We start from the raw sequence: 20,970 nt of genomic DNA, 5'->3' as shown, positions 1-20,970 counted from the left end.
CGCGCGCTGCGCGCCAGCGGGATCGAAGTTACGGCACTGCACAATCACATGCTGAACGACGAGCCGCGCCTGTTCTTCATGCACTTTTGGGCGAACCAGGATGCAGCCAAGCTCGCCCGCGGCCTGCGCGCTGCCCTTGACAAAATGAACCTGCAACGAAGCTGACGATCAGGCGATCGGCTTTTCGGGCCGTCATCGCCGCCCGACCCCGACCACGGCCCGATGGGCAACTGGAACAGCGCTGGCAAGACAGTCGAGCTGTTCGTGACGCCCGAAGGCCAGGTGCTCGGTAGCGAGGAATGAAAATGCGATTGAGGCGTGTCAGCACCTTAAGCTCGGACGCGCCCCTTCACCCGGCCCAGCCGGGTTCGGAAAGGACGAAAACGGTGAAACGTGCAACCATGATCTTGGCGCTGATGGGGGCGGTCGCTCCTCATGCTCCGGCGCTGGCGCAAACCAAACAGTCGGACATGCAAGGTGCCGCGCTTCTCGCGAGCTGCCGCGCCGCGGAGCAGAGGTGTGGAGCATATCTCCAAGGCGTGCTGGACATGATGATCGTCGCGCGAAAGGCCGAGTGCGGCGCGCCGCGCGATGATCGTGCGGCCTTGCGTGCGGCCTATCTGCGCTGGGCGGAACGGGACAGCTATTTTCAGAGTGTCCACATGGTCGCGGGGGCCGAACAGGCCTTGAGTTCGGCTTGGCCGTGTCCGGGGCAAGTGAACCGCTAACAGGCTCCCCTAAAGCTCTCAGCTACTTCGCCTTGATCGTGGCAAGACACTCGGCTCAGCCTGTTCAACAATCGGTCGTTTTCTGAACAGGCTAACCGCAAGCTCTTGTCATCTTTAGGGGAGCCTAACTGCATCCTGACGCTGGCGAAGGTCAGTCGCCCAACGATTGAGTGCGTCAATCTCCGCGGCTAAGGCCTCGGGACGGGGCAGGGGACGATTCAACTCTCTCGCCGATGAGTGAAGCAATTCGGAGCATCGTCCAAAACCATCGCGCATGGCCTCGCAATCGGCAGGGCTAATCACCGTAAGCTTGATGAGGCCGCCCGTGCTGACCTTGTAGGATAGCCGGCGCAAGACATGCCCCACCGTTTCCTCAACGGCGGTCTCCCACGTATCGCGCAGAACACCGGCGATCGATTTGACGGTCACGCGCCAATTATCCTCGTCGCCTTGCTCGAAATGACGCCGTTCGTTTGCGAGCTGGCGGGTAAGGGCGCCCATGATTTCGACGGCGCGGCGCGCTTTGAAAGGGGGCTCGTTGCGGCAAAATCCAGCCTTGTCCGCTCCCCGCGACACTGATCCCATCGACACTTGCGGACGTGGCTGCGCCTCTTGGGCGGCTCGCTCCAACTCGAACAGGAAAGCGAGGTCATGGGTTAACACGATCACCTGCCGGCGCGAAGCTTCATCGATGAGACGCTTCGCCACAGCCTCTCGATGCATATGGTCGAGCGATGACACCGGATCATCGAAGACAATCCCGGACTGATTGCCGGCGGTCGCCAGCTCGGCCATGAACGCCGCTAGAGCAACACAGCGATGCTCCCCTTCGCTCAAGACCTCACCCACAGCGGCCCTGGGCTGCCTGACAAGCGCCACCTTGAAGCGGGGAATGCCTTGTGCGCTGTTCTGCTGGCGCAACTCGACGGCTAGGTTCGCTATCCCAAAACTCGCGACCTCAACCGCAAATTGCGCGCGAAGTGCGTCTGTGACGAGCGCCTGCGCGATCTCGGTGCTCTTGCCCGTTATACGATTGGTCGTGGTCGCGCGCTGCGCTACCTCCAACTGCGCGATCTCACCGCGACGTGCGATCTCCGCAAGCACGTCGTCCTTAACGCCGGCCAGCCACTGGCGATCGGTAAGCTCCGCTTTCTCGGCGATCAAAGCGGCACGGACCGGCGAGCCTGCTTCGGCGATGAGCGCGGCGGACCGGGCCTCAACTTCCGCCGCGAGATTGATGATGGCTTGGCGGTCATAGGCGAGGATGGGGGCCTCAAGCACCAGTGCCGGATTGGCGTGGCGGCGAGCGATCCAACGGTGACGCCAGCGAGCCTCCACCAAGTTTCGGCGTAGATCGTTCGCTACAGCATCCTGGCGCAGCTCGTCACGTATGGTCGCGACAATGGCGCGCGCATCCGAACCACTCAGCCCGCTGCTGCGGAACGTCGTCACGGCATCCTCATGCGCGACGCGCGTTGCCTCGGCACGTTGCTGGCTATCGTCACGAACGAATGCCTCAAAGCGACCGAGGCGATCTGCCGCCTCCGGCGCGAGTTCCTGCTGGCACAGAACGCACACATCACCCGGCTCGATCGCCGGAAACGGCTGGCCTGGGTATGCTTCCTGCTCGGAATAGGTCCGAGCGCTTTCCCATAGCCCACGCCATGCGTCGCCGCCGATCGCCGGCAAGGGCTCGTCCCGAAACAGGGCTCCTGATGCCGCTATGGCCGCCTCCCGAGCCGCCTCCCTAGCTGTGGCAAGCTGACGCAGCCTTTCAGCATTTGCCGGAGCGAGGGCGCTGAACAGGCGGTCTAATGATGCGACCTGGTTATCGATCTTTGTCCTCAACGCGGCGAGCTGACGTGCGGCACGCGCGGGATCACCTGCGAGATCAGCGGTAATCTGGGCGAGGCGATCCAACTCGCCCTGGTTCAAGGTCGCTAGGGCTTCCACCGTGGCGGGATCAGTACCTGCGGCCAAGCCGGCGAGGAGACGGCCTACCTCGCTTGTCGGGCTGCATGTCGGCACCGAGATAGCTTGCGGCGTACGAGCCTTGATCGTTGAAATCTCGCCAGCGAGCTTGTCCTTCACCGACCTGCAGAGCTGCGCGAGCGAGGCCAGCAGCTTCAGCGGGAAGGGTGTATAGGCGAGGTCGTTCGTTTCCTCGACGTGGATATTGGCGCAACGAGAGTCGAAGACGCTGACGGCGGTGAGCGCGGCATCGCCTGGAGTGCCAAGCCGCCACACATAGGAATGTTCAGCGCCGCCTATTGTATAGTCGATCGTTGCCGTGGGAATGCCGGGAACAGCCTCGTAAATGTCGGGGATGATGTCTTCGCGATTGGGCGTCCTGGCACGGCAAGCTTTTTTCAGAATACGCGAATAGCCGGATTTGCCTGATCCATTGTCACCATAGATGATCGTTAGGCCATGCGGCTGAAAGGCCAACCGCTGATCGGGCGCCAGCGCATTAACGTGGTTCACGCCATGGACGCGGCGGAGATTGACTTGGCCTTGAATGCGGGCGGGATCACGGAAGTTGTCAGCAGACACGGGGTCGGCCGCTACCTGGCCCTTGCAGATGGCAACCAACTCATCGACATCATGGTCGGCGAGGCTATGTCCTGTAGCTAACCGACGAAGCGCGTCACGCTGCCAGCCAGGACTATCCTCCGACCAAGTGACGATGTTCGCGAGTGCCTGTGCTTCGCTCATTGTTGTGATCGCCCCTTCGATCTCCCCCAATTGGGTTCTGTTGATTACACCTGACGCAGTTCGTCCAAAAAGCTGGTCAGCACATGCTCAAGGTCCGGAAATACCGGGTGCTCCTCAAAATGCCGGCTTAGCTCCGTCTCGATCGTTGCCGGCGATTTGGCATCTTCCTTGGACTTTTCCGCCCATTTCCGGCCGGGATGGAGCGTGTCCCACGGCGAGCGCTTATTGGCTCGGGTGGTCGCGTCATCTCCATGCTTGCCCAAGCCATAGAGTATGCTCGTCTCGCTGTTCCAAATCGGCCGGAACAGATGGATCATGTAATCCTCGGCCGCCGTTTCCCAGCCGCTCTGAACGACCAGCGATCGGAACTGAAAGTCGGCAAGGTCGAGCGTGGTGATGGCCGTACCGATGTTCTTACGGTGGTCTGAAAGACGCCCACAAAGCCGCGGCCCCTGCTCCAGCGGGGTACGGGCATTGTTGATCGCGGGCGCGGCCTGGCCGACGTAGATTGGCGTCTCGCTTCCGCTGATGGGCGCATACAGCGGAAATGGGCCGTTGTAGTAGATGGCGTAGATGCCGGAGCCATAGAAGCGCGGTATCTCGGCCAACGGGTGACGCTGCTGCGCGACCAGCGCGAGCGAGACGAACCGCCCCACCACCTTGGGATTGCTGGGATCAAACACCGCCGAAGGCTGCCGGATCGGGTCCAGCGTGTTCAGAAAAGAGCCTAGCTCCTCGATGACACCCCGGATTTCCTTCTCAAGCGTCCGTCGCCGCGGCGCCGACAGGGTGGTCGAGGTCGTCTGTTCGATGAGCTGGTCGAGATTCGCGCGCAGTTCGGCGATCGGCGACGGCGCGGGTGTGGGTTTACGGCTCATGCGGCGGTCAAATGCCTCGCCACGTTCTCTCCAACGGCCTGCGCGAGCTTCACCGGGACGGCGTTGCCGAGCTGGCGCATGGACTCGGTCCATGAGCCATGAAAGCGGTACTTGTCAGGGAAGGTCTGTAGCCGGGCGCTCTCTCGGACGCTGAAATAGCGCACGCTTCCATCGGCGCGACGCAGCATGTTCTCGCCCCCCGGGACACCGTGGACGCCCGCCTTGAGCGTCTTGGCTGGTTCATCAAGCGGACTGCCAGTGTGGCCCACATAGCTGCGGGCGCCACCTTGGAATCGATGGTTGAGGCAGGCAGCCGCGAGTTCCGGCTGAAGCTCCGGATCAGGAAGGTCTCCGATCGCGTCCCGCACGGTCAGCCACGGCTTGTCCGCCGGCTTCTCCAACAGCGCCATGCCGCGGGCGCGGAAGCGTGGATCAAGCACCCGGTCGCGCTTGGCGATCTCGTGCCGCTCCCAATAGTCACCCGTTCGTACCTGCTCCCATAGCAACGCTTCGAGCGAGTGGGTTGCCTCCGGGAAGGACCATTCAATGCCAAGGTCCGCGCGGAAGCCGACGAACACGACACGCTCACGCCGTTGTGGCACCCCGTGATTGGCTGCGTTGAGCACCCGATACACGACGTTGTAACGCAGCTCGTCCGAACCGCCCTTGGCGGTGTGGTGACGCTCTAGGCGCGCCATGTGCTCCATCCACGTCTCGCCCGGCCGCAACGTGAGTTCGGGATAGGTGAGCTGGTGGACGATATGAGCAAGGTAGGTGGCGAAGCTCGCCCTGGTCAGCCCCTTCACGTTCTCAAACACGAACGCGCGCGGGCGCGTCTCGCGCACAACCCGGACAGCTTCCGGCCACATGTCGCGCGCGTCGGCATGTGCTCGATGCTTCCCGCCAAGGGAGAATGGCTGGCAAGGTGGTCCACCCGTCACAAGGTCGATCTTGCCTTCGTGCTGTCGAAAATCGACGGCTCGAATGTCACCCTCGGTCGGCAACGGCCAATGGCTAATACCACCCGCCTTTACCTTGCGGTTCTCTCGAATCGTATCGCAGCACCAGCGATCCCATTCGACCACCTGCATGGGACGGAATCCCGCCTTGCTGATCCCCATGCCCAGCCCGCCGGCGCCGGCGAATAGCTCAATGGCCCGCATGGGCGTTTCCTTGGTCGTCATCGAGAAATCCACGTATTTTGTTCTTCAAGTGTTCCGTTTGCCCGCATTCGCATTCCCAAACAACCAGCTCCCGCCAGCCCTTTCGGTCCAGCATCGCACGATTGCGCTCGTCTCGATCGCGGTTGCCCTCCAGCTTCGGTCCCCAGAAATCCTGCCGGGATTTTGGCATTCGCGCCAGTTTGCAATTCGGATCGGGATGACGATGCCAGAAACATCCGTGGACAAAGATGACTTTCTTCCGGCCGCGAAACACAAGGTCGGGGCTACCGGGTAGACGCTTGTCGTGAAGCCGATAGCGGTAGCCCATGCCATGCACGATGCGGCGCACCAGCATCTCGGGCTTGCTGTTCTTGCCCCGAATGCGGCTCATGCGCTCGGAGCGGCCTGCCGGGGTGAGAGTGTCCGCCACCCTAACGCCTCGCCTCGGGCTCGATCTTGATCGTGCAGCGCACCGCCTCTCGCGCCTTATCCGCGCGCTTCCGGCACGCCTCCAGCGCCTGCCGGTTAGCGGTGACGATCCGATCGCCTGCCGCGATGTTGGCGAAAGCGTCCGGCGCGCTGGCGCGCATGAGGTGCTGGCCGCCTTCCCACATCGGCAGGTCGAGCGAGCGCGCCGCCATCTTCTCCGGCCATTGCCAGCTCGCGGGCACGGCGCGGGCAACGATGCCGGCGAACACCGCCCACAACATCATCCCGACCACCACACCGCCGATCGCGCTCCACATCAGCCAGCGGTTCTGCTCGTCGCCCCGGCGCGCTGATACGACGTAGCCGTGAAGCTGGCGGGTCACGTCCTCCAGGCCGGTGCGCGCCGTGGCGATCGTCTGCCGGTCTTCCTGGCGCGCCGTGCTCGCCGCTGCGGTGATCCGTCCCGCCAACTGTTCGGGCGTCATCGCCAGCATAGGGCTTTTGACCAGCATATCGACGCGCTGCGCGGTGGCGGTGATATTGTTAGCGATGACGCCCAGCGTCTCGGAATAGTCGGGCGGCTCGGGCACCTCCATGCGCTCGGCCGTCAGACGCTCGACGGCACGGCGCATCAGCGTCACCTCGGCGCGCAGCTCCTGGAACGCCTGCGCGGCTTCACTCGGCCCTTCCTCATCCGCCATCACGTCTTCCCCTTATCGGCTCATGCCCCTGTCGCGCTCGCGGCCGATCCCGATCGACTGCTCCAGCGATCTCTCGATGCTTCGGCCGCGCTCCAGTTTTAGCTCCAGCTCGGGCGCACGGCGCTCCAGCGCCTTCGCCAGCTCGGGGTCGCGGCGTAGCCCCTCGGCCATCACACCCATGCGCGTGGTAGCCTTTTCCACCCGCGCCTGGTCGCCGCCTGCCCGCTCGCGCGCCAGCCCACGCCAGCTCTCCACGAACCGGTCAGCGCGCGCGCCGGGGTCGAGCCGCACCCGGCGCTCCTCGGCCATCGCGCGCACCGCACCGCCTGTGTTGCCCCCGGCCGCCTGCCCGATCAGCCCGGGATCGCGACGGAACGCGGAAGCGAGATCGCGCGCGCCATCAGGCCGCACCTGATCCAGCGCCTCGCCGGCGCGGCGCAACGCGCTCTCCTGATGCGGCAGCACCGGCAGATCCTGCGCGCGCATCCGGCCTATATCGGCAGACGCCCGCGCATAGCGTTCAATTGCCCTGGCCTGGTCCGGCTTGCCGCCGATCGCCGCCTCGGTGCGATCCGGGGTAGGTGCCTTCTCCGGCGTGGCGGCAGGCTTGGGCCGAAAACCCGCGAACATATCCTTGGCCTTGTCGCGGACCTGATGGACGATTTCCCGCGCCCGCTCGGGCCAGCGTATCTCCCGCCGCTCGGCGAAGCTGCGCGCCCTGTCCTCATCGGACGGCACGGCATAGTCGCCGGCCATGTCCTTGGCGCGGTCGCGTGACAGCGTGCGGGCAAGCTTCGCCAAGTCGGCGAAGTCGTCACGGCCATAGTGGAGCTGCACCCCGTCACGGTGCCGCGACATGCCGACATAGGCGCTGTGCCGGTCCATGCCCGGCGTCGCGAGGAGGTGCGCGCGATCGACAGTCACGCCCTGCGACTTGTGGAAGGTAGCGGCATAGCCGTGATCGACCGCGGCGTAGTCCTTGAGGTCGAACGCAGCGTGCCCACCCCCGTCGAGCCGTACCGCCATGTGCCCGCCGTCGATCCGCTCCAACGTGCCCAGCGTGCCGTTCTTCACGCCAAGCGAGCGCTCGTTGCGCAGGAACATGATGCGGTCGCCGGCCGCGAAGTCGCGCGCGCCCCGATCGACGGTGACGCCAACGTCCTCGCCCAGCCCGCCCGACGCGCGCACCCGTCCGCGCGCCTCCTGGTTCAGCTCGCGCACCTCGGCATTGGTGTGGGTGAGGATGATGCGCGTCTGGTCGGGATCAGCCTGGCGCTGGCGATCCCAGCCTTCCACCAGCTCGGCGCGGGCCTGCTCGCGCGTATCGGCCGCGTGGACCATGCCGCAGTCGCCATAGGCGTGGATCGCCTCGCCCGTGCGGCCGGTCGCCAGTGCCCGCGTCGCGTCCTTCTGCCAGCCTTCACGCTGTCGGCGAACCTCGGTGATTTCGGCCGCGCCGTGCGCTTCGGCGATCGACCGGAACGCCGCGCCGGCTTCGATCGCCTGCAACTGCTCGGGATCGCCCACCAGCACCACCTTGGCGCCCGCGTCGCGGGCACGGGACAGCACCCGCTCCATCTGGCGGGTGCCGATCATGCCCGCCTCGTCCAGCACCAGCACGTCGTTGCGCGTGAGCTGGTCGCGGCCCTGTGCCCAACCATGTTCAAGGCTGGCGATGGTGCGGGACCGGATACCTGATCCGCCCTCCAGATTCTCGGCCGCGATCCCGGACAGGGCGGCGCCGCGCACCTGATAGCCCTCGCGCTCCCAAGCCTCGCGCGCAACGCCCAGCATCGCCGACTTGCCCGTGCCGGCATAGCCGATGACCGACGCCAGCCCGCGGCCCTCGGTGATATGGTCGAAGGCATCGCGCTGCTCGCCCGACAGGACCAGCCCGCGTCCTTCCGCAGCCTCCAGAGCGCCGGCACGGTGCCGGTCGGACACACCATGCGCGTCGCGCCGCGCCAGCTCGTCGCCGGCTTTCTCCAGACGCGCCTCGGTCGCAATCATCTCGCGGGACGTGAACCGCTCCTGGTCGCGCCCGTCTTTGCCCAATGCCACCAGCTCGGGACTGGCCCGCACCGCCGCCATCACCTGGTCGAACTGCTCCTTGCCATCCGAATGACGGAAGGCGAACGCAGCAAGATCGCGGGTGGTGAAGGTCGCCTGTTGCCGTGTGATGCCGTCGAGCGCGATGCGCGGGTCGGCCGCGATCTTCTCGCCATTCTCCCGCGCGATGCGCCGGTGATCCTCGGCACGCTCGGCGTCCTCGCCGCGGTCGAGCCGGCGCATTCCTGCCGGGCCGATCTTGTGCTGCGGCTCCAGCGCAATGCCCTGGTCTTCATAGGAACGGTGGTCGATCCGCCCCTCCAGCCCCAGCTCCGCCATGCGCTCGTTGACATGCGCCGCCCACGCTTCGCGCCAGCCCTTCAACAGCTCGGTCGAGTTCCAGTCCCGGACCTTCTTGCCGAACCCCTCCTGCCCAACTTCGCGCATCGCCAGCATGACATGCGCGTGCGGCTTCGGGCTGCCATCCTTGGCCTTGTCCCAATGCACGTTGAGGTCGGCGACCATCCCGCGCTTCACGAACTCCTTCTCCACGAAGTCACGAGCGAGCTGCACGCCCTGCTTCTCGTTCATCTCGCGCGGGATCGAAAACTCTACCTCACGCGCCAGTTGCGCGTCCTTGCGCTTCTCTCCTGCCTCCACCTCGTTCCACAGCGTCGTCCGATCCAACAGGCGCTCCGGTGCGTCCTTCGGCAGCAGCACTTCGGAGTGGATGACGCCCGCCTTGTTGGAGAAGTCGTGGCTGCGTCCAAGCCGCGCATCGTGCAGCTCGGATGCGGAGCGATAGGCAGCGGACGCAACGGCGCTGGAGCCGTTCGCACGGCTGATGACCTTGGCGCTGAAATGATAGATCGCCATCGCGACCGGCATGATGCACTTCTTAGCGCACGTCGGCAACGACGTATAAGCGCGCACTCATGATCTGCTTCGCATCTCCTGATTGACTCGGTGCTGGCTGTTGATGTGGGTTGCCCTCCCCTATAGGTTTGCTAGGCTGCTGCGGTCAAAAACGCGGAGAAAGGAAGCACCATGCGCAAGGTGCGGGACTATAACGCGGAGCTGAAAGCGCTGGAGGACAAGGCGCGTAGTCTGAAGGCGCGCCGGGTCGAACAACTCGGCCAGCTCGTCACCGCCACGGGTGCCGATTCACTCGACATGGAAACACTCGCCGGCGTGCTACTCGATGCCGTCGCCTCACAGAACGCGGAAGCGAAGGAGGCGTGGCGATCGAAGGGCGCGGCTTTCTTTCAGCGGCGCGGGCGCAAAGGTGGGCGAACTGCTGGCGGCAACCGTGACAGCGCTGGCACGCAACCAGGCGCTGATCCAGCGTCTGGAAGCGACACGGCGTCGGACTGATACGCGGGGCTGGGTCGTGCAACGGCGCGAACGCACCCGCCACCTGATCGAGCTGGGCGGCCTCGTCCAAAAGGCCGGTCTGGTCGATCTTGCTGATGACGATCGCGCGACCATTTACGGTGCGCTGCTCGAACTGGTCGGACGCGCTCGCGGCGATGATGCCAGCGATATGGTGGCGCTCTGGAAGCGACGCGGCAAGCGGGCCTTTGACGCGGAAGCGGAAGGCAAGGAGACGGTGGCATGACGACGCTCGACCTTGACGCTCTCCGGACGGAAGTTCGCGCGCTCGACTATGTACGCGGCACGCCTGCGGAAGCCGCGATGTGGCGCGAGGATGACGCGGACTCCCGCGCCAATCTCGCCATCGAGGGCATGGACCTGAACGCGGAGGATGAGGCGCTGTTCGACATGCTTCGCGACGAGGCCGTGCCCCCTCCCCTCGCCACGCAAATCATCCTCAAGCTCTACGATCATCCCAACGCCGATCCGGGGCTGGCGATCACGCCGCTGGAACGGGCCGGCTGATGCCCGGCCGGCGGATCAGCCCGCTGTTCGCGGTGCTCGTCGCCGCGGTCGTGCTGTTCGCCAGCCATAGCTGGCTCAAGGGCATCTTCGGTTATGGCGAGATTGCCACCGACATTCCGTTCCTGCTGGCCGGCGCGATCCTGTTCCTGGCCTGGCGCGTCAATCGCCGCGCCGCGAACCGGCGCAGCTCGCTGCTCGGCTCGGCCCGCTTCGGCGATCGGGGAGACGTGCGCCGGCTTGAGGGAAACGGGGATCTTCTGATCGGCCGCTCCATCGAAGGCGGCAAGCTGCTGCGCTACGACGGACCCGCCCATCTGCTGACGATGGCCCCTACCCGCTCAGGGAAAGGCGTCGGCACGATCATCCCCAACCTGCTCACGCTGGACCGCTCGGTGGTCTGCATCGACCCCAAGGGCGAGAATGCCCGCGTCACAGCCCGTGCGAGGGCCGCCAAGGGCGATGTGTGGTGCCTGGACCCCTTCGGCGTCTCGGGGCGCCCCACGGCCCGCTACAACCCTCTGGCGTGGCTTGATCCGACCAGCCCCGACTTGGCGGAGGATGCACAGACGATCGCCGATGCGCTGGTCCATGACGCACCGGGGCAATCGGGCGAGGCACACTGGAACGAGGAAGCCAAGGCGCTGATCGCCGGCGTGATCCTGCACACCGTCGTCCACGAGCCCCCTGCCCGCGTCACGCTGGCGACCGTGCGCGACAAGCTCACCCGCGATCCCGCCGGCTTCGCCACGCTGCTCGCCGACATGCAGGCCAGCACCAGCGCCGGCGGCCTCATCGCGCGCGCCGCCAATCGCCAGCTCGGCAAGTCGAACCGGGAGGCTGCGGGCGTGCTCTCCTCGGCGCAGCGCCACACCCACTTCATGGACAGCCCGCGCCTGGTGGACAGCACCTCGGCATCCGACTTCCGGTTCGCGGACCTGAAGGAGCGGCCGGGCACCGTGTTCCTGTGCCTCCCGCCCGATCGGCTCGACACCTATGCGCGCTGGCTGCGGCTGCTGGTCGGGCAGGCCGTCACCGACATGGCGCGATCCCCTGCCCGCCCGGCAAGCCCGGTGCTGTTCCTGCTCGATGAGTTCGCAGCCCTCGGCCGACTGGAGCCGGTGGAACGTGCGATGGGGCTGATGGCGGGTTATGGCCTCCAGCTCTGGCCGATCCTTCAGGACATGCACCAGCTCCGCGCGCTCTATGGCGAACGCGCCGGCACCTTCCTGTCCAATGCCGGCGTGGTCCAGACATTCGGGGTCAACGATCATGCGACGGCCGACATGCTCTCGCGCACGATCGGCGACACCACGATCGAATATGAGACCGCCAGCACGTCACAGAAAACGAGCTGGTTCGACAGCCCGGACCATTCCACCAGCGTCAGCGGCCACGTCGCCGCGCGCAGGCTGGTGACACCGGACGAAATCATGCGGATGCCCGCCGACACCCTTCTGCTGCTGCGGCAGGGCGAACGCCCGCTCTGGGCGAAGAAAATCCGCTATTACGATCAGCGCGAGTTCGCCCGCCTGTTCGATCCGGCGTGATCGTACACACCGGCAAGGTGCAACGGTGAGCTTTGGGATATCGCCTGACCTGCCCTGTCCGCCGGGCCTAACGCTGACAGGCACACACCGCCCGATCCGCTTTGCTTCTCCTGGAAGCCTGCGGCCGATAGGCCGCCCTTGTGACGGCGATAGCCGGCACGAAACAAAGGCGCATTGGCCCGTAGGGTCAATTCCGCAATGTCTTCGAGCTATCCGGGTGCGGAGTGCTGGTGGGTTAAGAGATTCTGTTAAATAGGAATCGTTAAGAAGGTTAAGGCTGGAAAATGGGCCAAAAAACCCACGTTTCCTGCGGCCTTCCGGGAACCCCCGGTGTGTGATCCCACGTGATTCGGTGTGTGATCCCACGATAGTAGGGTGTGTGATCCCACGACGCTTCGGTGTGTGATCCCACGACAATTTAAGTTCGATCTAGACTGTGAATACGGCTGCCTGACTATGTGTGGAGCGCCAGCTTGGAGCGCCTATGAGTTTCCTCGTGGCACCCCGGTGTGTGAAACCACGATAGTCAGCGCCCGCGAGCGAGCTTGTCCATAAGATCGTCCACCTCGGCCGCGCGGCGTCGATCGGCTTCGACTCGGCTCCGCCGCTCTTGCTCGGCCTCCAACCTAGCGGCCAGCGCCAGTGCCTCGGCTTCGCCGCGTAGGCGGAACAACACGGCAGGGCTGCCGTCTGCCGTGGCTGCCATCTCCATAGTGTAATCGGGAAGCTGGTCGGCCTCCACGACTTTGCGAAGCATCCTGTTGAACTCCTTGGGCTTGCTGTCGCTGCCGGTTTTGTCGCGCAGCACCTCCACCCGGCACGTCCACCCACCCTTTTGGTTGCCGGCATGTTTGCGTGCGATGCGGTACAAGGCGCGCTCTAGCCCGCCAGTCAGCAGGAAATAGTCCTGGTGCATGGTGAGCAGCGACCGCTCTCCCATGATGCCCTCATAGACCCAGTCCGATAGGGTGATTGTCATGCCCCGGGGCTGATCCGTGTCGGGGTCCACCTCCAGCGTCCACTTGTCAAGCCAATTGAAGCCGGCCTTGGTGCGCCGCTTCGGCGCACGGATAGACGTCGATATGGAGGTCGTCTGAAGCCGCTGGAGCGCGGCTTGCAACTCCTGATAGGCCCGGCCGCTAGTGTCGCGCTTGATCGCCCTTAGCAGGTCATAGGACGTGGTTCTAAGCGTCCGCGGAAGATCGTTGACCCCCTGCTCCCGCATCCGGTTGAGTGTCGAGGCTGCCCATATGAGAATATCGGCGTCCCATATCGTCGCCATGCCATATGCCGGGATCGCCTCGATCTTCACCCACGTTTCGCCATCCGGACTGCTATATTCGATCGGCTTCACCCGCTTGCGCTTCTGAAGCGAGAAGAACGGCCGCTCCATCGTCTCCCGCTGGTCCTTCAGCGGAAGATCGCCCATCAGCGGGATAAACAGGTCGAACTCAGGATTAGGGTTCGGGCGTTTGGTCATGCAGCATCAATCCTGCCATCCTGCACACTTGGGGATGTGCAGGTGTGCACACTATCACGCACGGCCAAATTGCCGATCAGCATCGTACTTGGCGACCAGTTCGCTGATCGCTTCGGCGAGAAGGTCCTGATGGCTGCGCCTCGTTCGTGCCGCCAAGACCCGGAAGGCCTCGGCCGTGGGGTCCGCCGGGTCGAAATAGGCACCGAGATGGTATTTGCCTGGCCGCTTCCCGCTCGATCGGGCGCTGCTCGCCGACGACACCGGAGTTGCGATCGGCGAATTATCCGCCTCTGCCTCGCGACGGGTTTGTGGCGCCACTGCCGGGGCCAACAGAGATGTCCGCTTCGCCATGTTCAAGCCTTCACGTTTGCAGGTGTGCAATTTATCAAATCATCAAGGAGGTGCTTCTGCAAGGCTGCAACCTCTTGGGCAGCCTTGCCTTTTGGCTCATGCTCGATGACGCCCAACCCGTAGGGCCAAGCTGCACGATAGGCGCTACGCTCTCGTAGAACGGTGCGCGCAACCCGGAGGCCGGTCGCTTCGGCAAGTGTCCGCGCGTCGTCCAGCAATGTGGACGCAGTTGGGGGAGCGGCGTTCAGCACAACAACGCCTGCCCGCCCGGTGCTGGTGATGAGTTGGGCAGTCCGCTTGATCGCATCCAGGTCGATAAGCGAGGGACGGCAAGGGATCACCACGAGGTCCGCGCGCTGGGCTGCGGCTGCGGCTTCCGCACCGGCAGCCGGTGGCGTGTCGATGATGGTCAGAGCAAACCCGTTTGCTTCGGCAGCATCTATCGCTTGGTCGAGCCGGCGCGCGCTGATCGGCTCCACATGGGGCAGCTCGGCCTCACGCCGTTCGCTCCACGCCGTTGCGCTTTCCTGCGGATCAAGGTCAAACAGCGCCGTCCTGATCCCGGCCGCCTGAGCGGCGACCGCAAGATTTACTGCCAGCGTCGTTTTACCGACTCCGCCCTTTTGCGCTGCAAGTGTGATAATCTGCACGTGTGCACACCTTCATTTCTGATACTGTGACGTTATGCACAATATCAGAATGGCACAACCCTGCTGTGACTCGCGCCCGGTGGTTCGTGGCTCCAACCTGCATCCGATAATGCGAAGTGCACCAGCTCCGCGTTGCCGATCGCAGGCGGCTCACCCTTTCGCCAGAAGCCCAGCATCTTGCCACGATCGTCCAGCGTGCTTTCTGTCACGACCGCACGCACCGCCTGGATGAACTGCCCGTGGCTGAACACATAGGCGAGGCCGGGGGAGGGCAGGGCGGCAAGCCGTGCCAGCACCGCTTCAGCACGGCGAAGCAATGCCCCGAAGCTCTCCGCACCCTCCCCGTCGCAATAGGCGGGATCGGCGTCGGTCCAGTACCGCTCCAGATGGGGCATTCGCTCGCTGCTGCGTGTGCCGTTCCACTGGGAGGGCTGGAGATAGGTAAACTCCTCGATCGGCCACACCTCCACCGGGACGACCGGAAAGCGCTGGATCGTCGCCTCGGCCGTCTGACGGGTGCGAAGATAGGGAGAGGTCACGATCAGGCTGGGCGTCTCGGTCCAAGCCCGCGCTACCTCCCGCGCCTGACGCCATCCCAGCTCGGTCAGCTCGATGGATGCGAGGTCATGGCAGGGCACGCCGGCGTTGCCGGTGCTCTGCCCGTGACGGATGAATACGGCCCTCATGCCGCCGCCTCCTTGTCCGCCAGCTCCCGCAATCCCTTGTAGAGCGTCGTGCGGCTCACGCCGTACCTTTCGGCTACGGCTGTCACGGTCGCGTCGGGGTCGGTCAACAGCAACCGGGCTTCGCGGAGCTGCCGGGAGGTGAGGGCAGGGGGGCGCCCGCCCATGCGTCCGCGGGCGCGCCCTGCCGCCAGACCGGCACGGGTACGTTCGCCGATAAGGTGGCGCTCGAAGTCAGCGAGGCTGGCGAAGATATTGAACACCAACTTGCCTGATGCCGTGGTCGTGTCGATCGCCTCGGTGACGCTCTCAAACGCGATGCCGCGGCTTGCCAGCTCGTTCACTGTCGCGATCAGGTCCGGGAGCGATCGGCCAAGCCGGTCGAGCCGCCACACCACCAGCGTGTCGCCGGCACGCAAGGCCTTCATCGCCTGCGCCAGCTCGGGCCGGTCGGCGTGCTTGCCGGATGCGTGCTCCGAATAGATCGGCTCGCATCCCTTGGCGCGCAGCACGTCAAGTTGCGGAGCGAGGTCCTGGTCGGCGGTGGACACGCGCGCATATCCGATCCGACGTGTGCCAGCCTGGCCGGGCAGGGGGGTGGCAGCCATGTTCAACATTCAACCTGCGACAGGGGTTTTCTGATCGCAGTTTTTCGCACGGGTTATTGAACAATTCAATGCCGCGAAACGCCAGCTTTCCTGCTGCTGCCGATGGTGTGCATCAAACGGCCGTTTTCTGAACAGCGGTAATGCGCCGGGTTGTTCTTGCGATCTGCCCGGCATAGGGGAGGGGGGTATATGGCTCATCTCTCCGGTTCCAACGCCGACCTGATCGCACGCGTGCGTCGTATCGCCGGCCAAGTCGGGGCCGTCGAACGCGGCCTCACGTCAGGCGACTCCTGCGCGACGGTTCTGCACTTGGTCGCGGCCGTCCGCGGCGCGGTGAACGGGCTGATGGACGAAATTATCGCCGAACACCTGGAAGCGCACGTTGCTCGGTCGGGGCTGACGGACGAGGAGCGCGCCCACGGAGCCGACGAGCTGCTGGCGGTGATCCGCCGTTACGCCAAGTAGGATTGTGCTCGATGCCTACCGCTTCCGAAATCGACCGCTTTGCCCACGATCACGTTTTCCTGGGCAGCTCGCACGACGAGAACGCCCGCCGAACCCTGTGGGTGGTCGCACTCACAGCCGTGATGATGGTCGGCGAAATCATCGCCGGATACCTGACCGGCTCGATGGCGCTGCTCGCGGACGGGTTCCACATGGCGACGCACGCCGGCGCGCTCTCGGTCGCTGCGGCGGCTTATGCGTATGCCAAGCGTCACGCGCGCAACCCGGCCTATAGCTTCGGCACCGGCAAGGTTGGCGACCTCGCCGGTTTCGCCTCGGCCATGGTGCTCGGCCTGATCGCGCTCGGGATCGGGGTGGAATCGGTGCTGCGCCTGTTTCAGCCCATCACGGTCGCATTCGGGGAGGCCACGATCATTGCCGTCGTCGGCCTAGGTGTGAACATCGCCAGCGCCTTTCTGCTCTCGAGCGGTCACCACCATCACGGGCACGGGCCCGGGCACGATCATCACCACGGGCACGATCATGCGCACGCCCACGGCTCTCACGGCGGCGACAACAACCTCCGCTCGGCCTATGTTCATGTCCTCGCCGACGCGCTCACCTCGGTCCTCGCCATCGCGGCGCTGCTCGCCGGCCGGTATCTCGGCTGGGTCTGGATGGACCCGGTCATGGGGATCGTCGGCGCGGTCGTCATCGCCCGCTGGTCATGGAGCCTGATGCGCGACACGGCCGCCGTCCTGCTCGATCGCACCGACGCGCATGTCGCCGACGAGGTGCGCGAGCTGGTCGAAGCTCCCGGCGACGCCCGAGTGACCGACCTGCACGTCTGGAAGGTCGGACCGGAAGCGCACGCGGCGATCGTCAGCGTCGCCGGCGTTCGGAATGGCGAGCTGGTCCGCCAGCGGCTCGCGCCGGTTCACGAGCTGGCGCACCTCACGGTCGAGGTGCGCTGATGCTCTACCTGCTTCTCAAGGCCGGCATATCGGCCGTCATCATCGTCGCCGTGTCGGAGATCGCCAAGCGCAGCCCCGGTTTCGGCGCGCTGATCGCCTCGCTCCCGCTCGTCTCGGTGCTGGGCATGATCTGGCTCTGGCGCGACACGCACGATCGGGCGCGCATGGCGGCCCATGCCGGCGCGACCTTCTGGTACGTGCTGCCGTCCTTGCCGATGTTCCTACTCATTGCGGCGATGCTCAACCGCGGCGCGCCGTTCTGGCTGGCGCTCGCCTCGGGGTGTCTCCTCACGGTTGCGCTCTACCTCGCGATGACGTGGGTGGGGCCGCGCTTCGGGCTCCAGCTCTAAGCGAGCCCGGACAAGCGAAGCGCGACGCCCGCCGCAGCGCACGCGCCTAAGGTCGGGATCACGCCCGACTTGAACCGGAACATCGCGACCAGGGCCGCGACGGTCAACGCTAGCGCGGCCGGGTCGAGGGTGGACAACACCGGCACGTCCAGCGTCCTGCCGGCGATCGGCAGGGCGCGGACTTGGTGAAACAGGGTGTGGAGCGCGAACCACACCGCCAGATTGAGCACCACGCCGACCACGGCTGCGGTGATGGCGGCGAGCGCGGCCGACAGCGCCTTGTTACCGCGCAGCTTCTCGATGAACGGCGCGCCCAGGAAGATCCAGAGGAAGCAAGGCACGAACGTCACCCAGGTCGTGAGCAAGCCCCCCAAGGTGGCGGCGAGCAGCGGGGGCAAGCCGGTCGCTTGCCGGAACGCGCCCATGAAGCCGACGAACTGCGTCACGATGATCAGCGGCCCCGGCGTCGTCTCCGCCATGCCAAGTCCGTCCAGCATCTCGCCGGGACGAAGCCAGCCGTAGTTTTCGACGGCCTGCTGAGCGACATAGGCGAGCACGGCGTAAGCGCCCCCGAACGTCACCACCGCCATCTTGGAGAAGAACAGCGCGATCTGCGTGAACACATTGCCCGGTCCGACTGACGCGAGCAGCGCCGCAATCGGCGCGAGCCACAGCGCGAGGAGCGCACCGCTGATCCGGAGCGACCATGCGAGGCTGGGGCGGGCGTGGTCGGGGACGTGCTCGCCAAGCGCGGTTTCGGCATCGCGGACGATCTTGCCGCCCGATGCACCGTGGCTGCCCCCGCCCATGAAGGCGGGGTGGCGTGCGCGCCCGCCAAGGAAGCCGGCGATGGCGGCCGCAAGAATGATGATCGGGAAAGGAACGCCAAGGAAGAAGATCGCCACGAACGATGCCGCCGCGATCCCGCGCATGACGTTGTTCTTCAGCGCGCGCGAGCCGATGCGCACGACGGCCTGAAGCACGATCGCGAGCACGGCGGCCTTCAAGCCGAAGAACAGCGCCTCAACAAAGGGGACGTTGCCGAACAGCGCATAGACCCAGCTCAGCGCCATGATCGCGACCAGGCCGGGGAGCACGAACAGCGCGCCAGCGACAAGCCCGCCCTTGGTCTTGTGGAGCAGCCAGCCGATGTAGATGGCGAGCTGCTGCGCCTCGGGGCCGGGCAGCAACATGCAATAGTTGAGCGCGTGAAGGAACCGCTCCTCGCCGATCCATCGCCGCTCCTCGACCAGCACGCGGTGCATCATCGCGATCTGGCCGGCCGGGCCGCCGAAGCTTAAGGCGGCAACCTTGGCCCAGACCCGCAGCGCTTCGCCGAAGGGGATGCCGTGATCCCGCGGGCTCGGGCCTGCGATCGGCGCGGTCGCGGTCGCCTCCATCGTCATTCTCCTCGTCGCCTGGTGAAGTGGGCGTAGAAGCCGTCGAGCGCGCCCGCGCCTCGCGCGAGCCGGTCGGGGTCGTCGGGCGTGGCGGCGCATATCCCCTCGATCAGCGCGCTGACGCCGGCCGTCTCCGGCCGGCCGAACTTGTCGTCGGCGATGTCGAGGTCGTGGATGATCTCCGACAGCGCGACGAGCGCCGGGTCGCCGTCGAGCCCTCGGCGGAACACCAGCGTCTCGAAGGTGCAGCGGTCGCCTTCGTGCGTGAACTCGGCGTCCGCCATGTCGAAGCGCAGCTCGCCGGGCTCGGGGGCGTAACCCTTGCCCTCCACGAACTTGAAGGTCGCGTCCGGGTCGATGAAGCGCCGGATCAACCACGCTGACGCGATGCGGTCGACGTGGATGTGGACGCGCGTGACCCAGGTGCGCCCGCGAAGCTCGGCCTGGGCCAGCTCGGGCGCGCCCGGCCCGGTCACGTCGGGGTGCTGGCCCGCCCGGGCTTCCGCCGGGGCAAGCGCCGCCTCGGCCGTTTGCCGCCCGTGCGCGCCGAAGAAGTCGATCGCGGCGATCTCGTCCAGCCGGCGGCGCAACCGGCGAACCTCGCCGGGGGGAACATACTCGCCTTCCGCCAAGGTCCGCGCCTCGCGCGCCAGCTCCTCGTAATCGGCATCGCGCGCCGCGTCGAAAGTTCCGCGAAGCTCGGGGTCACCGATGCCACCTACCAGCCGCGCCTCTAGGATCAGCGCCTCGCCGCCATTGTCGGCAATCTCGCGGTGCAAATCCTCGAACAGCGCGCGAGTGTCGGCGCGGTTGGGGAGCGCGTGGACCGCGTTCTTGAGCGGCGCGGCCCCGATCGCCTGCAAACGCCGCCACACCTTCACCCGCAAATAGGCGGGCTTGGCGGGAAGCTGCGGGATCAACAGCAACCAAGGGCTGGGTTCGGCGTTCGTCATAACTGTATCATCCGGATTTTGGAGTGTAACGGTTGCATCATCGTTCATGCAACCATAGACATGCTTGGGTTGGCGAACGCGCGAGGAGAGGGCGATGTCACGTCTGACCGGGACCATGCTGGCGCTGCTCGTCTCGGGCGGGATCGCTCCTACCGCGGCGCACGCGCAGCGCGGGGAGACCGTCGCGTTGCGCGAAGCCTATCCGTGCCGGCGCTGATGATAGGAGAGATTGGATGATGAAACCCCTTCTGGCCGGCGTTCTCGCCGCGCTCGCCGCCCCGGCCTGGGCCGCGCCCGACTGGAACAAGGTCGATGCTGCGCTCGGCCGACCGGGCACCGAACAGGCGGGCGGTGTCCATCGCTACGGCTTCCCGCGCTCCGACCTGCACGTCACTCTCGACGGCGTGGCGATCAAGCCAGCACTGGCGCTCGGCTCCTGGGCGGCGTTCCAGCCGATGGGTGACGACACTATGGTGATGGGCGACCTGGTGCTGACGCACGAGGAGGTGAACCCGGTGATAAGCCGCCTCTTGGCCGGCGGCTTCACGATCACCGCGCTCCACAATCACCTGCTGCGCTCCGCGCCCGCCACCATGTACCTGCACATCGCCGGGCATGGCGACCCGGTGAAGCTCGCGACCGCGTTGCGCGCCGCGCTGGCGGAAAGCCGCACCCCGCTCGCCGCGCCGTCCAGGGACTCGCAACCGCCCTCAGCCGGGGCCGGCAGCTCGCCGCCCGTCGATCTCAACACGGCCGCACTTGACGGCGTGATGGGGGCCAAGGGCAAGCCGAATGGCGGCGTCCTCCAATACAGCTTCCCGCGCGCGGAAAGGTTGATGGATGCCGGTATGGTCACGCCGCCCACGATGGGAACCGCGACCGCGATCAACTTCCAGCCGACCGGGGGCGGCAAGGCCGCGATCACCGGCGATTTCGTGCTGGTAGCGAGCGAGGTCGATCCGGTCATG

The 20,970-nt window shown here is 65.6% G+C and carries 24 protein-coding genes; 11 read left to right on the top strand and 13 right to left on the bottom strand.

Translation table 11 applies throughout. The annotated features are described in order from the left end of the window. Positions 1–6 precede the first annotated feature (6 nt). Both ABC319_RS18360 and ABC319_RS18355 read left to right on the top strand, forming a co-directional pair. Positions 7–165, top strand: coding sequence for a DUF1259 domain-containing protein (locus tag ABC319_RS18360; RefSeq protein WP_413071767.1), 159 nt, complete (start codon positions 7–9; stop codon positions 163–165). A gap of 221 nt (positions 166–386) precedes the next feature. Continuing rightward, positions 387–728, top strand: coding sequence for a Rap1a/Tai family immunity protein (locus ABC319_RS18355; protein WP_133497062.1), 342 nt, complete (start codon positions 387–389; stop codon positions 726–728). A gap of 114 nt (positions 729–842) precedes the next feature. Here ABC319_RS18355 and ABC319_RS18350 read toward each other — a convergent pair whose 3' ends face one another. The 6 genes from ABC319_RS18350 to traA are packed head-to-tail and all read right to left on the bottom strand — an operon-like array spanning position 843 to position 9,539. Then, complete coding sequence (locus ABC319_RS18350) at positions 843–3,443, bottom strand: AAA family ATPase (protein ID WP_037477229.1); 2,601 nt, start codon at positions 3,441–3,443, stop codon at positions 843–845. 44 nt (positions 3,444–3,487) lie between these two features. Continuing rightward, a complete protein-coding gene (locus tag ABC319_RS18345) occupies positions 3,488–4,321 on the bottom strand; it encodes an Eco29kI family restriction endonuclease (protein ID WP_018251380.1) in 834 nt (277 codons plus the stop codon). Continuing rightward, a complete protein-coding gene (locus ABC319_RS18340; protein WP_229668350.1) occupies positions 4,318–5,505 on the bottom strand; it encodes a DNA cytosine methyltransferase in 1,188 nt (395 codons plus the stop codon). The genes ABC319_RS18345 and ABC319_RS18340 overlap by 4 nt, the downstream gene beginning before the upstream one ends. Continuing rightward, entirely contained in the window at positions 5,471–5,914 is a 444-nt protein-coding gene (locus ABC319_RS18335; RefSeq protein ID WP_020493517.1) for a very short patch repair endonuclease, read from the bottom strand. The genes ABC319_RS18340 and ABC319_RS18335 overlap by 35 nt, the downstream gene beginning before the upstream one ends. 1 nt (position 5,915) lies before the next feature. Then, a complete protein-coding gene (locus tag ABC319_RS18330) occupies positions 5,916–6,614 on the bottom strand; it encodes a DUF6118 family protein (RefSeq protein ID WP_018251383.1) in 699 nt (232 codons plus the stop codon). 12 nt (positions 6,615–6,626) lie between these two features. Beyond that, a complete protein-coding gene (traA, locus tag ABC319_RS18325; protein WP_026189171.1) occupies positions 6,627–9,539 on the bottom strand; it encodes a Ti-type conjugative transfer relaxase TraA in 2,913 nt (970 codons plus the stop codon). A gap of 171 nt (positions 9,540–9,710) precedes the next feature. Between traA and ABC319_RS18320 the strand changes: the two genes are divergently transcribed. The 4 genes from ABC319_RS18320 to ABC319_RS18305 are packed head-to-tail and all read left to right on the top strand — an operon-like array spanning position 9,711 to position 12,109. Next, entirely contained in the window at positions 9,711–10,037 is a 327-nt protein-coding gene (locus tag ABC319_RS18320) for a conjugal transfer protein TraD (RefSeq protein WP_081614895.1), read from the top strand. 16 nt (positions 10,038–10,053) lie between these two features. Beyond that, positions 10,054–10,281, top strand: coding sequence for a conjugal transfer protein TraD (locus ABC319_RS18315; RefSeq protein ID WP_026189172.1), 228 nt, complete (start codon positions 10,054–10,056; stop codon positions 10,279–10,281). After that, complete coding sequence (locus tag ABC319_RS18310) at positions 10,278–10,562, top strand: hypothetical protein (protein ID WP_018251386.1); 285 nt, start codon at positions 10,278–10,280, stop codon at positions 10,560–10,562. Before ABC319_RS18315 ends, ABC319_RS18310 begins: the two co-directional genes overlap by 4 nt. Continuing rightward, positions 10,562–12,109, top strand: a complete 1,548-nt coding sequence (locus tag ABC319_RS18305) for a type IV secretory system conjugative DNA transfer family protein (protein ID WP_133497067.1) — start codon at positions 10,562–10,564, stop codon at positions 12,107–12,109. Before ABC319_RS18310 ends, ABC319_RS18305 begins: the two co-directional genes overlap by 1 nt. Before the next feature lie 526 nt (positions 12,110–12,635). Here ABC319_RS18305 and ABC319_RS18300 read toward each other — a convergent pair. The 5 genes from ABC319_RS18300 to ABC319_RS18280 are packed head-to-tail and all read right to left on the bottom strand — an operon-like array spanning position 12,636 to position 15,890. After that, positions 12,636–13,589, bottom strand: coding sequence for a replication initiator protein A (locus ABC319_RS18300; RefSeq protein WP_018251363.1), 954 nt, complete (start codon positions 13,587–13,589; stop codon positions 12,636–12,638). Positions 13,590–13,643: 54 nt separating this feature from the next. Further along, positions 13,644–13,940 (bottom strand): ribbon-helix-helix domain-containing protein, encoded by a 297-nt coding sequence (locus ABC319_RS18295; RefSeq protein ID WP_126002747.1) that lies wholly within the window; start codon positions 13,938–13,940, stop codon positions 13,644–13,646. 2 nt (positions 13,941–13,942) lie between these two features. Further along, complete coding sequence (locus tag ABC319_RS18290) at positions 13,943–14,590, bottom strand: ParA family protein (RefSeq protein WP_018251365.1); 648 nt, start codon at positions 14,588–14,590, stop codon at positions 13,943–13,945. Positions 14,591–14,634: 44 nt separating this feature from the next. Then, entirely contained in the window at positions 14,635–15,276 is a 642-nt protein-coding gene (locus tag ABC319_RS18285) for a histidine phosphatase family protein (protein WP_018251366.1), read from the bottom strand. Beyond that, entirely contained in the window at positions 15,273–15,890 is a 618-nt protein-coding gene (locus ABC319_RS18280; protein WP_018251367.1) for a recombinase family protein, read from the bottom strand. The genes ABC319_RS18285 and ABC319_RS18280 overlap by 4 nt, the downstream gene beginning before the upstream one ends. A 180-nt stretch (positions 15,891–16,070) precedes the next feature. On the opposite strand from ABC319_RS18280, the gene ABC319_RS18275 reads away from it, so the two are divergent. The 3 genes from ABC319_RS18275 to ABC319_RS18265 are packed head-to-tail and all read left to right on the top strand — an operon-like array spanning position 16,071 to position 17,649. Next, complete coding sequence (locus ABC319_RS18275) at positions 16,071–16,346, top strand: metal/formaldehyde-sensitive transcriptional repressor (RefSeq protein ID WP_018251376.1); 276 nt, start codon at positions 16,071–16,073, stop codon at positions 16,344–16,346. An 11-nt stretch (positions 16,347–16,357) separates the two neighbouring features. Then, positions 16,358–17,299: a CDF family Co(II)/Ni(II) efflux transporter DmeF gene (dmeF, locus tag ABC319_RS18270; RefSeq protein ID WP_018251375.1), complete on the top strand. Its 942-nt coding sequence runs from the start codon at positions 16,358–16,360 to the stop codon at positions 17,297–17,299. Beyond that, a complete protein-coding gene (locus ABC319_RS18265) occupies positions 17,299–17,649 on the top strand; it encodes a DUF3147 family protein (protein WP_018251374.1) in 351 nt (116 codons plus the stop codon). The genes dmeF and ABC319_RS18265 overlap by 1 nt, the downstream gene beginning before the upstream one ends. On the opposite strand, the gene chrA is transcribed toward ABC319_RS18265, so the two are convergent. Next, the gene (gene chrA / locus ABC319_RS18260) at positions 17,646–19,055 is read right to left on the bottom strand and encodes a chromate efflux transporter (RefSeq protein WP_018251373.1); all 1,410 of its coding nucleotides are present in this window, start codon (positions 19,053–19,055) and stop codon (positions 17,646–17,648) included. The genes ABC319_RS18265 and chrA overlap by 4 nt on opposite strands. Continuing rightward, complete coding sequence (locus tag ABC319_RS18255) at positions 19,052–20,002, bottom strand: chromate resistance protein ChrB domain-containing protein (RefSeq protein ID WP_018251372.1); 951 nt, start codon at positions 20,000–20,002, stop codon at positions 19,052–19,054. The genes chrA and ABC319_RS18255 overlap by 4 nt, the downstream gene beginning before the upstream one ends. A 94-nt stretch (positions 20,003–20,096) precedes the next feature. Between ABC319_RS18255 and ABC319_RS18250 the strand changes: the two genes are divergently transcribed. Both ABC319_RS18250 and ABC319_RS18245 read left to right on the top strand, forming a co-directional pair. After that, entirely contained in the window at positions 20,097–20,219 is a 123-nt protein-coding gene (locus ABC319_RS18250; RefSeq protein WP_267903937.1) for a hypothetical protein, read from the top strand. 16 nt (positions 20,220–20,235) lie between these two features. Then, positions 20,236–20,970 (top strand): LppY/LpqO family protein (locus tag ABC319_RS18245; RefSeq protein ID WP_413071766.1); only part of this gene is annotated, 735 nt, incomplete at its 3' end.

This window comes from Sphingomonas phoenicis (assembly GCF_047238005.1).
Taxonomy (GTDB): Bacteria; Pseudomonadota; Alphaproteobacteria; order Sphingomonadales; family Sphingomonadaceae; genus Sphingomonas.
Note: the sequence above shows the minus strand (reverse complement) of the source record. Positions and strands in the feature narration are given on the sequence as shown.

What these genes read in the sequence shown, in the direction of transcription:
- ABC319_RS18350 (WP_037477229.1), bottom strand. Translation starts at nt 3,443, where the DNA reads ATGAGCGAAGCACAGGCACTCGCGAACATCGTCACTTGGTCGGAGGAT.
- ABC319_RS18345 (WP_018251380.1), bottom strand. Translation starts at nt 4,321, where the DNA reads ATGAGCCGTAAACCCACACCCGCGCCGTCGCCGATCGCCGAACTGCGC.
- ABC319_RS18340 (WP_229668350.1), bottom strand. Translation starts at nt 5,505, where the DNA reads ATGACGACCAAGGAAACGCCCATGCGGGCCATTGAGCTATTCGCCGGC.
- ABC319_RS18330 (WP_018251383.1), bottom strand. Translation starts at nt 6,614, where the DNA reads ATGGCGGATGAGGAAGGGCCGAGTGAAGCCGCGCAGGCGTTCCAGGAG.
- traA (WP_026189171.1), bottom strand. Translation starts at nt 9,539, where the DNA reads ATGGCGATCTATCATTTCAGCGCCAAGGTCATCAGCCGTGCGAACGGC.
- ABC319_RS18320 (WP_081614895.1), top strand. Translation starts at nt 9,711, where the DNA reads ATGCGCAAGGTGCGGGACTATAACGCGGAGCTGAAAGCGCTGGAGGAC.
- ABC319_RS18310 (WP_018251386.1), top strand. Translation starts at nt 10,278, where the DNA reads ATGACGACGCTCGACCTTGACGCTCTCCGGACGGAAGTTCGCGCGCTC.
- ABC319_RS18305 (WP_133497067.1), top strand. Translation starts at nt 10,562, where the DNA reads ATGCCCGGCCGGCGGATCAGCCCGCTGTTCGCGGTGCTCGTCGCCGCG.
- ABC319_RS18300 (WP_018251363.1), bottom strand. Translation starts at nt 13,589, where the DNA reads ATGACCAAACGCCCGAACCCTAATCCTGAGTTCGACCTGTTTATCCCG.
- ABC319_RS18295 (WP_126002747.1), bottom strand. Translation starts at nt 13,940, where the DNA reads ATGGCGAAGCGGACATCTCTGTTGGCCCCGGCAGTGGCGCCACAAACC.
- ABC319_RS18285 (WP_018251366.1), bottom strand. Translation starts at nt 15,276, where the DNA reads ATGAGGGCCGTATTCATCCGTCACGGGCAGAGCACCGGCAACGCCGGC.
- ABC319_RS18280 (WP_018251367.1), bottom strand. Translation starts at nt 15,890, where the DNA reads ATGTTGAACATGGCTGCCACCCCCCTGCCCGGCCAGGCTGGCACACGT.
- ABC319_RS18275 (WP_018251376.1), top strand. Translation starts at nt 16,071, where the DNA reads ATGGCTCATCTCTCCGGTTCCAACGCCGACCTGATCGCACGCGTGCGT.
- dmeF (WP_018251375.1), top strand. Translation starts at nt 16,358, where the DNA reads ATGCCTACCGCTTCCGAAATCGACCGCTTTGCCCACGATCACGTTTTC.
- ABC319_RS18265 (WP_018251374.1), top strand. Translation starts at nt 17,299, where the DNA reads ATGCTCTACCTGCTTCTCAAGGCCGGCATATCGGCCGTCATCATCGTC.
- chrA (WP_018251373.1), bottom strand. Translation starts at nt 19,055, where the DNA reads ATGACGATGGAGGCGACCGCGACCGCGCCGATCGCAGGCCCGAGCCCG.
- ABC319_RS18255 (WP_018251372.1), bottom strand. Translation starts at nt 20,002, where the DNA reads ATGACGAACGCCGAACCCAGCCCTTGGTTGCTGTTGATCCCGCAGCTT.
- ABC319_RS18250 (WP_267903937.1), top strand. Translation starts at nt 20,097, where the DNA reads ATGTCACGTCTGACCGGGACCATGCTGGCGCTGCTCGTCTCGGGCGGG.